The organism is Roseateles sp. P5_E11 (assembly GCF_054049355.1).
In genome coordinates this window covers 1-10000 of record NZ_JBFUMO010000187.1, presented here as the reverse complement: position 1 = coordinate 10000, position 10000 = coordinate 1, and the positions used below count along the sequence as shown (strand labels likewise).

The 10000-nt window shown below is 68.9% G+C and carries 9 protein-coding genes; 7 read left to right on the top strand and 2 right to left on the bottom strand.

Features of this window, described 5'->3' with window-relative positions:
* From ACXJKR_RS15330 to atpE, 5 genes are all read left to right on the top strand, one after another.
* The coding region (locus ACXJKR_RS15330; protein WP_457323552.1) for a putative 2OG-Fe(II) oxygenase at window positions 1-567 on the top strand (567 nt) is incomplete at its 5' end.
* The gene (locus tag ACXJKR_RS15325; RefSeq protein WP_457323551.1) at window positions 564-2993 is read left to right on the top strand and encodes a fused MFS/spermidine synthase; all 2430 of its coding nucleotides are present in this window, start codon (window positions 564-566) and stop codon (window positions 2991-2993) included. The genes ACXJKR_RS15330 and ACXJKR_RS15325, both read left to right, overlap by 4 nt.
* 45 nt (window positions 2994-3038) lie before the next feature.
* Window positions 3039-3815 (top strand): metallophosphoesterase family protein, encoded by a 777-nt coding sequence (locus ACXJKR_RS15320; protein WP_457323550.1) that lies wholly within the window; start codon window positions 3039-3041, stop codon window positions 3813-3815.
* Complete coding sequence (locus ACXJKR_RS15315) at window positions 3815-5275, top strand: protein kinase domain-containing protein (protein WP_457323549.1); 1461 nt, start codon at window positions 3815-3817, stop codon at window positions 5273-5275. The genes ACXJKR_RS15320 and ACXJKR_RS15315 overlap by 1 nt, the downstream gene beginning before the upstream one ends.
* 126 nt (window positions 5276-5401) lie before the next feature.
* Complete coding sequence (atpE, locus tag ACXJKR_RS15310) at window positions 5402-5644, top strand: F0F1 ATP synthase subunit C (protein ID WP_056201848.1); 243 nt, start codon at window positions 5402-5404, stop codon at window positions 5642-5644.
* Here the strand turns inward: atpE and ACXJKR_RS15305 are convergent.
* Window positions 5641-6312: a plastocyanin gene (locus tag ACXJKR_RS15305; protein ID WP_457323548.1), complete on the bottom strand. Its 672-nt coding sequence runs from the start codon at window positions 6310-6312 to the stop codon at window positions 5641-5643. The genes atpE and ACXJKR_RS15305 overlap by 4 nt on opposite strands.
* 58 nt (window positions 6313-6370) lie before the next feature.
* On the opposite strand from ACXJKR_RS15305, the gene ACXJKR_RS15300 reads away from it, so the two are divergent.
* Entirely contained in the window at window positions 6371-6697 is a 327-nt protein-coding gene (locus ACXJKR_RS15300) for a YkgJ family cysteine cluster protein (RefSeq protein WP_056201843.1), read from the top strand.
* 6 nt (window positions 6698-6703) lie between these two features.
* On the opposite strand, the gene ACXJKR_RS15295 is transcribed toward ACXJKR_RS15300, so the two are convergent.
* Complete coding sequence (locus ACXJKR_RS15295) at window positions 6704-7921, bottom strand: tetratricopeptide repeat protein (protein WP_056201840.1); 1218 nt, start codon at window positions 7919-7921, stop codon at window positions 6704-6706.
* Between the two features lie 290 nt (window positions 7922-8211).
* Between ACXJKR_RS15295 and ACXJKR_RS15290 the strand changes: the two genes are divergently transcribed.
* The coding region (locus ACXJKR_RS15290; RefSeq protein ID WP_457323547.1) for a pullulanase-associated domain-containing protein at window positions 8212-10000 on the top strand (1789 nt) is incomplete at its 3' end.

Genomic DNA, 10000 nt, shown 5'->3' with positions numbered 1-10000 from the left:
CCCGTGCCCCTCGTCAATGCGCTGATCGACCACTTCAGCACTCGCGCGCTGCAGGCCAACAATAGCTCGGGAGCCCTGTCGCACACCCAGATGCTGCAGCCCGGCGACAGCCCGTTGCTTGTGCAGGCCGCGGCGCTGATCACACCCAAGATCGCCGAGTTCGGCCGCCACCTCTTTGGCGAGACCCTGGGCTGGGCCATCAAGGAGATGTGGGTCAACGTGCTGGACACCGGCGGGCGCCAGGCCATGCACAACCACGCCAACAGTTTTGCCTCCGGCGTGGTCTACCTGACCGAGACCGATGACTCGGCCCGCACCGTCTTCATGAAGTCGCCCGGCGGCCATGACTTCGCGCTGAAGAACGACCACGCCGGCGTGACCGCCGGCCCCTACAACGCCGAGAAATGGGTCGGCCCCGCGYCCAGCCCGGGCGACATGGTGCTGTTCCCCAGCTATCTGATGCACGCCGTGCCGCCCAACGCTGGCGGGCGGCGCATCAGCTTGGCCTTCAACGCGATCCCGACGCGTTTGGAGAGCTGGGGCTATACGCTGAGCTTCAACGCTTGAAGCACCTCGCGCTGCTTTTGATGGCCGCGTCCGGCTTTGCCGGGCTGGGCTACCAGATCGTCTGGACGCAGCAGCTCGGCCTCGTGCTGGGCCACGAATCGGCCGCCGTTCTCGCGGTAGTCGCGGCTTTCTTCGGCGGGCTGTCGCTGGGGTCATTGCTGCTGGGCCCACGCATCGACGCGAGCCCACAACCGCAGCGCTGGTATGCCGCCTGCGAGGCGCTGATCGGCCTCTGGGGCGCGGTGCTGATGGCTGCCATGCCCATGGCCAGCAATGCAGCGCTCGCGCTGATCGGCCCCGACGCCGCGCCGCTGTGGCAATGGAGCGTTGCCTTTGCAGCGAGCTTTCTCCTGCTGCTGCCGGCCACCGCCGCGATGGGCGCCACGCTGCCGGCCATGGCGCGCATCGGTACCGCCGGCGTCGCGCCGCTGTATGCCGCGAACACACTGGGCGCCGTCGCCGGCGTGCTGGCCACCGCCTTCTGGCTGATTCCGAATTGGGGACTGACACGCAGCGCAGGGCTTTGCGTCGCCCTCAACCTGGGCTGCGCATTCCTGGCCGGCGTTTCATTGCAGTCCCGCCCCGCGCCGGCGCCTGCCTCACCGACATCGAGCCGGCCACTCGTCCTGCTGGCCCTGAGCGGGTTGCTCGGCATCGCCTACGAAGTGCTGGCCGTGCGCGTGCTCAGCCAGGTGGCCGAGGACACCGTCTACACCTTCGCGCTGCTGCTGGCCGTCTATCTCGCTGGCAGCGCGCTGGGCGCCGCAGCTCATGCACRCTGGCCAGCGCTGCACAGCACGCCGCACCTGCTGCAGGCGCTGGCCGTGAGCATCCTGCTCGGCATGGCCGCGCTGTGGAGCGCCGACGCGATCAAGGCTTGGCTGCAGCCTGAGACGCTGGCCGCAGCACTGGCCACCGAGGCTGTGCTCGCCGTCGCCGTGTTCGCGCTGCCGACGCTGCTGATGGGCGCGCTGTTCTGCCAGCTCAGCGCCGACGCGTCTGCGGCCGGCATCGCGTTCAGCCGCGCACTCGGCGTCAACACGCTGGGCGCCACGCTGGCCGCGCCGCTGTTCGGCGTGCTCATCGCGCCCGCCCTCGGCGCCAAACTCGCCTTGATCCTCGTCGCAGCGGGCTATCTGCTACTCCTGCCGGCCTGGCGCAGCTTCGGCTGGTCGCTGCCTGCTGCCGCCACCGCCGCGATTGCCGTTCTGGCACCACCGCTGGCCTTCGTCGACCGCCCCGAGGGCGGCCGCACCCTCAGCTACCGCGAGGGCGCGATGGCCGCCGTCAGCGTCGTCGAGGATGCCGCTGGTGTCGCGCGCCTGCGCATCAACAACCGCCAGCAGGAAGGCAGCAGCGCGACGCTGCATGTCGACGGCCGCCAGGCCCTGCTGCCGCTGCTGCTGCATCCGGCGCCGCAGCGCGCCCTCTTCCTCGGCCTGGGCTCGGGCATCACTGCCGGCGTGGCCGCGCGGCTGCCCGGCGTGCAGGTGGAAGCCGTCGAGCTGCTGCCCGAAGTGATCGAAGCCGCCGCGATGTTCCGCCCCGCGCTGGGCGAAGGCCCCAGCCCGCGCCTGCTGGCCGCCGATGCGCGCCGCTTCGTACGCACCACCGCGCGGCACTACGACGTCATCGTCTCCGACAACTTCCATCCCGCCCGCAGTGGCTCGGGTGCTCTCTACACGGTCGAGCATTTCCGCGCCGTGCGCGAGCGGCTTGCGCCGCGAGGCCTGTTCTGCCAATGGCTGCCGCTGCACCAGCTCGACCTGGAAACGCTGCGCAGCATCACGGCGGCCTTCCTGCAGGCCTTTCCCGATGGCGCCGCCATCCTCGCCAGCAACAGCCTGGACACACCCACGCTGGGCCTTGTCGGGCGAATCGGAGATACCCGCTTTGCGCCGAGGGTGGTGCCGGTGCTGGCTGGGCATTTCGGCCTTGGCGACAGCTTCGCCGTGCTCGGCAGCTTCATCGCCGACGCCCCAGCGCTGCGCCGCCTCGCCGCGGACGCGCCGCTGAACACCGACGACCGCCCCTGGGTGGCCTACCGCGCACCGCGCGTCACCTATGCGCCCGACTCCGCACCGCGCGACCGCCTGCTGGCGCTGCTGGGCGAGGTGAGCGTCGACATGACCGCCCTGCTCGCCCAGCCGGATGCCGCAGCGGCCGCGCGCCTCTCGGCCTACACCCAGGCCCGCCGCGACTACCTGGACCTGGGCCGCCGCACCACACCCAGCGCAGACCCGGCCGTCATGCTGGCCCGCGTCGGCCCGCCGCTGCTGGCCGTACTGCGCCAAAGCCCCGACTTCCGGCCCGCTGCCGAACCGCTGCGCCGAATCGCGCAAGCGCTGGCCCCGCGCGACCCGGCAACCGCGCAACGCCTGCTCGCATCCCTGGCCGATATCCGCCCCGATCTCGCCGCCCCCTGACCCGGTGTTGGGCCGGCGTCAGCCCTTCGTGGCAAGCTGCGGCCCATGCGTTGGGCTTTCATCACAGACATTCATGCCAATAAACAGGCCCTGCAAGCCGTCCTGGCGGACGCGCGGGCCCAGGGCGCCACGCGCTATGCGCTGCTGGGCGACTTCGTCGGCTACGGCGCCGACCCGGCCTGGGTGGTCGATCAGGTCATGGCCCTGGTCACCGATGGCGCCATCGCCGTGCAGGGCAACCACGATGAAGCCGTGGTCCATGGCGGCACCCCGGGCATGCACCCCGATGCCCGCGCGGTCATCGACTGGACGCGCGCCCAGCTGAACGAAGACCAGTTGCGCTTTCTCGCGCGGCTGCCGTTGCAGGCTCACGGCGAGCCGGGCCATTGCCTGTTCGTGCATGCCAATGCCTTCGATCCCAACGGCTGGGAATACGTGCAAGGCCGCGCCGAGGCCGTGAAGAGCCTGCACGCCAGCGCGGCGCGCATCCAGGTCTGCGGCCATATGCACGAGCCCATGCTCTTCCACCTCTCCGGCACCGGCAAGGCGGGCGACTTCCGGCCGGTGGCCGGCGTGCCCATGCCGCTGCCGGCGCACCGCCAGTGGCTGGTCATTCCCGGCTCCTGCGGCCAGCCGCGTGACGGCAATCCGGCGGCCTGCTACGCGTTGCTCGACCCCGGCAAGTCCGATCTGGACGATGCCCGCATCACCTTCCAGCGTGTGGCCTACGACGTTGACGCGGCCGTCGCGGCCCTGCGCGCAACCGACCTGCCGCCGCTGATTGCCGAGCGCCTGGCGGGCCGCCTCACCCGCGGAGAGTGATGACCACCAACCCACCCTTGCCACCCGCTCCACCCGCGCCACTCGAAGCCGGCCAGGTGCTGGACGGCTTCCGGCTGGAGGCTCGCCTGCACCAGGGCGGCATGGCCAACCTGTGGCGGGTCAGCCGTGTGGAAGGCAGTGACAGCAGCGCCGATGACGGCATCGAACTGCTAATGAAGGTGCCGCGCATCAAGGGCGGCGAGGACCCGGCCACCATCGTCGGCTTCGAGGTCGAGCAGATGCTGATGCCGCAGCTCAGCGGCCCGCATGTGCCGCGCTTCGTGGCCCGCGGCGACTGGACACGCCAGGCCTTCATCGTCATGGAGCGCATCCCCGGCGACACGCTGCGCCCGCGCCTGGACGATGCGCCGCTGCCGCCTGAGGAGGTGGCCGACATCGGTGCCCGCGTCGCGACAGCGCTGGCCGCCCTGCATCGCCAGTACGTCGTGCACCTGGACATCAAGCCCAGCAACATCATGTTCCGCGCCGACGGCACGGCCGTGCTGGTCGACTTCGGCCTCAGCCGCCATGAACAACTGCCCGATCTGCTCGAAGAGGAGTTCACGCTGCCCATGGGCACGGGGCCCTATATGAGCCCGGAGCAGGTGCAGTTCGTGCGCAACGATCCGCGCAGCGACTTGTTCGCCCTGGGCGTCATGCTCTATCACCTGGCGACCGGCGAGCGCCCCTTCGGCCAGCCGGACTCGGTGCGCGGCCTGCGCCGGCGCCTCTTCGTCGAGCCCGTGCCGCCGCGCGCCATCCGCCCCGAATTGCCGCCCTGGCTGCAGGAAGTCATCCTGCATTGCCTGGAGGTCAAGCCCGAGCGCCGCTACCAGAGCGCCGCCCAGCTCGCGCTGGACCTGCGCGAACCCGCCGGCGTGGCGCTGACAGCGCGCGCCGAGAAGCTGAGGGTGAGCGGCGCGATGCTCAGGCTCAAGCGCTGGTTCTTCGCCCTGGGTGCCGAACCCGCCCCCGCCGGACCGGCCGGCCAGCAGCTCGCGCGCAGCCCCATCGTGATGGCCGCGGTGGAGTTGGACCGCGGGACGCCCGAGTTGCGGGCGCAGTTGTGCGAGACCGTCCRCCGCATCGTGCAGACCGAGGCCGGCGCGCGGCTGGCCTGTGTGTCCGTCATGAAGGTCAACCGCATCGGCATCGACGAGCTGATCGACCAGCACGGCCAGAGCCTGCACGTGAAGCAGCTCATCGCGCTCAAGCACTGGGCGCGCCCGATCAGCAAGGCGTTGAACCTGGCAGACGGCCGGCTGACCTTCCATGTGCTGGAGGCGCCCGACGTGGCCAACGCGCTGGTGGATTTCGCCCACCGCAACGGCGTGGACCACATCGTCATGGGCGCGCGCGGCGCCTCAGCGATCCGGCGCTACCTGGGCAGCGTGTCGGGCCAGGTCGTGGCCGAGTCGGACTGCACGGTCACCGTCGTGCGCGAGCCAGCAGGCGGCTGACAAAAAGGAAGAAGGAAGCCTCCAGTTGACCTGAACCGGCGACTGAACTCAATGACTTCCGAGGTCATCGACGCGCCGCAAAGACCCGGCCAGACTCCTTCTCGCCAACACAAAGGAGTAACCAAGATGCCCGCCTTCGATGTCCTGCCCCTCGCCGTCGCGCTGCTGATCGGCATTCCCGCTTTCGGTTCCTGCCTGGGCATCGGCCTGGCCAGCATGAAGCTGCTGGAGGGCATCGCTCGCCAGCCCGAGATCGCGCCCGAGCTGCAGACCAAGTTCTTTCTGGCGGTCGGCGTGACCGATGGCGCCTTCATCATCGCCACCGGCATCGGCCTGTGGTTCGCGACGGCGAACCCCTTCGCTCACTAGCCCCCGAAGTACGGATCGCCCGCGGGCCGCTTCTTGCGCGCCGGAGCAATCTGCGTGGTGATCGTCACCGCGCTGCCGGTGGCGGCGACCTTCACGTCCGTCGGCGAACCTTCGACGAGCTGGTCGGGGTGCCAGATGCGCACTCGGGCCGGGCCTTCCGGCAGCCCCTGCAGCACAGCCTTGCCGTCCTCGCCGCCGAGCTTGGCCCAGGGCGTGTCGGCCACGTAGATGTGGCCGCGCATGGAGCCGTGGATGTGGCAACCCAGCAGATAGGCGCCGGGCTGGCCCAGCACCTTGCTGTCAGAGGCGGGTGGCTTGTTGCCAACGCGGCCGGCAAGGCGGAACTGGGTGTTCTGGCCCGGGTCGACGTAGACACCGCCGGCGCCCATCAGCCCGAGGATGACGTGATGGTCCCAGGTGTCCAGGTTGCTGAAGCTGACCTTGGCGCCCAGGCCGACGACGCTGACCGTGGGCACGAAGCGCAGCTTCTCCTGCACGACGGTCGCCTCCATCACCGTGGTGGGCCGCAGGCCCTGCACCGCACTGTCGACCAGCACGACGGCGTCTGCCAGCGGCTTGCCGTTGCGATCCATCACGGTGACGGTCAGATCCGCGGCCTGGGCTGCGCCGGCGGCCAGCAGCAGGAGGGTGCCAAGGAATGCGCGCATGGTGGGCTGGGATGAGGTGGGAGCGATCCAGTGTCTCACCGCTGCCTACACTGGCTGGATGAGTGACAACCCCTGTTTGAGCTGCGGCGCCTGCTGCGCGAGCTTTCGGGTCGACTTCGACCGCAGCGAGCTGGAGAGCGAAGGCGGCCGCGTGCCCGATGGCCTGGCGGTGGAGCTCACCGGGCGCCTGGTGCGCATGCGCGGCACCGACCATGCCCAGCCGCGCTGCGCGGCACTCAGCGGCAAGGTGGGTGTGAAGGCCAGCTGCGGCATCCACGAGTGGCGCCCCTCGCCCTGCCGCGAGTTCGGCGAGCGGGCGCCCATGGGCATTGGTGACGAGGCCTGTGCCCGGGCCCGAGCCCGGCACGGGCTCGCTGCGATCTGATGGCGACTAGGATCCCGCCGGCCCTCGCAGCGGTATGCGCTGCTGGCGCTGCTGCTCGCGGATCTCGTTCAGCCAGGCCAGCTTGGCGCCATACATCTCACGGTCCTTGACCGTCGCGCTGTTCTCCAGCGCCTTGGCGATCTCGCCGCGCGCACCCGACACATCGCCCATGCCGTAGTTGGCCAGGCCCAGCCAGAAATGGAACTCGGGCACATAGGCTGCTCTCGCCAACTCCTTGCGGAACAGCTGGCGAGCGGCCGCGTACTCGCCCGCCCGCATGGCCGCCAAGCCTTCGTCGAAGAACTTGTAGGGCGCGATGGGCTGGATTTGGGCGAGCTGGTTGGAATAGACCAGAGCCTCCTCCCGGCGACCGGTGTCGCTGAGCACGAGAACGAGGTTGGACATTGCCTGGGTGTTGAGCGGCTCGCGATCCAGCACCAGGCGCAGCGTCGCCTCGGCGCGGTCCATCAGGCCCTTGCGGCGGTAGAGCACGGCCAGGGTGTTGTAGGCCGACAGCCAACGTGCATCGGTGCGGATGGCCTCGCGCGCCCACCAGTAGGCGTCATCGACCTTGCCCACCGTCAGCGCCTCAGCGGCACGGTTGTTCAGGAACATCGCCAGGATGGTGGACTCGTCGACGACCCGGCCGCGATGGCCGCGCACCTGGTCGGGCGGCAGGAAGTCGATGGTCAGCAGCTCCGGGTCACCGAAGACGGTTGTGCGGCCGACGGCCAGCGGCCGGGCCAGGCTGATGTTGACGTGGCCGGCGACGAAGAAGATGCCGTTGGAACGGGTCCAGCTCTCTTCCAGGAAGACGCTGTTGAAGCGCACCGGCATGTTCAGGTGGCGGGCGAAGGCCGCCGTCATCAGCACCAGCGACATGCAGTTGCCACGCTTGGCCTCGAAGGCCTCGGCCGCCGTGCGGGTGTTCTCGGCGTCGTAGTCCAGCTGCAGCCGGCCCTTGGTGTAGAGGGCGTCGATGAGGCCATCGCGCAGACCCTTGTTGCGGATCTCGCTGGCCATCTCCGTCTCGGCGAAGCGCTTCATCGCCGGGCTCAGAGCCAGCGCCTCCTGCGCATCGATGTGGACGCTGGGCGGCTTGAACGCGGAATCGACGAAAACGTCGGTGGTCGGCGGTGGCCTGGTTTCGACGGCGCAGCCACTCAGGCCGACCGCCGTGGCGATCACGGCCAGGGCGGCGCTCAAGGTACGGATCTTGTTCATGGCAGTCCCCTGCTCTCGCTGCAGTCTCCTGGTTGAAGCTTAGTCCTGCGCTGCCCGCATGTCGTGAGTCATCCTCACGATTTCCTCAGTCGTCACATCTTTCGTTTCCTTCCAGACGCAAGGCATCATGATTGAAATAAAACTACACATAGATCAAATAGATCCATGATCCTTCTGGGCGAATCTCTCTATACATAGTGGAAATTCATGAACTTCCCCTCGGGATTTCACCAGCTTCCATATGTAGTTTTGCTTCAATAGCATCCGCGCACTTCCAAGGAGTGCACGACATGAAGGCATGGGCAGGCTGGGCGCTGCAGGCGCGACAGGCGATCACGGGCTTGGCAATCGGCGCGCTGGCGCTGCTGGGGGCCTGTGGCGGCGGGAGCGTCGAACCACAGGCCACCATGAGCAGCGTCAGCAGCGCGGCAGCCGAAGACAGCAGCGGCGTTGAGCTGCTGGCCGGCGTGCCAGTCGCCCAGCAGGCGCCACGCGCCAAGATTGCCGCCGTGGCTACGCCCGGTGCACCCGCCACCTCGCTGCGCGTGCACTACCGCCGCTCGGGCGGCGACTACGCCGGCTGGCAGATCCACACCTGGAACGCCGCCCAAAGCCCGAACTGGAACGGCGGCTGGAACGCRGCCGGCAGCGACGACTTCGGCGTCTATTACGACGTGCCCCTGGCCGCGGGCAGCGGCACCGTCGGCTTCCTGCTGCACAACGGCGACAACAAGGACAACGGCGGCGCCGACCAGAGCTATGCGCTCCTGGCCGGCGCCAACGAGATCTGGCGCTTGGCAGGCGACAGCACCAGCTACGCCAGCAACCCGCTGCTGCTGCCCGCGCCCGACATCAAGACCCTGCGCGTGCACTACAAGCGCTTCGACAGCGGCTACAGCGCCTGGGGCCTGCATCTGTGGAACGGCAGCGGCCTGAACGCTCCGGCACTGCCCGCCGGCGTCAACATCGAGAACTGGGGCCAGCCCGTCCCGCTGAGCGCCATGCCCGGCTACGCGGTCGGTGACGGCGAAGTCGTGTTCGACATCCCCGTGCTGAACCCGCAGGGCGACGTGAACCGCAAGGCCCTGGAATTCATCATCCACGGCATGCCGCCCAACGAGAACGACAAGGACGGCCGCAACGACAACATCCATGTCGAGTACGCCGCGCTGAACATCCAGAACCAGGTCGGCCAGATCTGGCTGGTGGAGCGCGACGCCACCGTCTACTTCGCGCCGCCGGACCTGCGCCAGGTCTCCAGCACCGACGCCCGCGCCGTGTGGCTGAACAAGAGCATGGTCAAGTGGCCGCGTGTGGCCACCAGCAGCCCGGTTCGCCTCTATTACTCGGCCACTGGCCAGATCAGCGTCGGCCTCGAAGCGCCGGTGCAAGGCGCTGACGGCTACATCACGCTGGACGCCTTCACCGGCACCGTGCCCGCCGCTGACGCGCTGCGCTTCAAGTACGTGGCCAGCGGCACCGTCTTCAACGTGCGTGCAGCCGACGTGGTTCGCCTGCCCAGCCTGCACCAGCAGCAACTCGTGCTCGTGCAGGAAGACGCCAACGGCAAGGTGCAGAACGCCACCACCGCCCAGATCGCCGGCGCGCTGGACGACCTCTATGCCGCCGCCAACAACGTGCCCGACCTCGGCGCCGTCGCCAGCAATGGCAGCACCAGCTTCAAGCTGTGGGCACCCACCGCGCAAAACGTATCGCTGGTGCTGACGACGGCCCTGGGCAACTCGGGCCTGACCCGCACCACTACCGAGCCGATGGCGCGCGACGCTGCCACCGGCGTCTGGAGCCTCAGCAAGCAAGGCCATCTGCAAGGCGCCACCTACCGCTACCAGGTGCAGGTCTTCGTCAAGGGCACGGGCCTGGTGAAGAACCTCGTCACAGACCCCTATTCCCTCGGCCTGACCCTGGGCAGCCAGCAGAGCGTTGTCATGGACCTGCAGGCCCAGGCCACCAAGCCCAATGGCTGGGACCAGAGCGCGCCGCCCACCACCGTGGCCGCGCCGTCGGACCTGAGCATCTACGAGCTGCATGTCCGCGACTTCTCGATCAACGACGCCACCG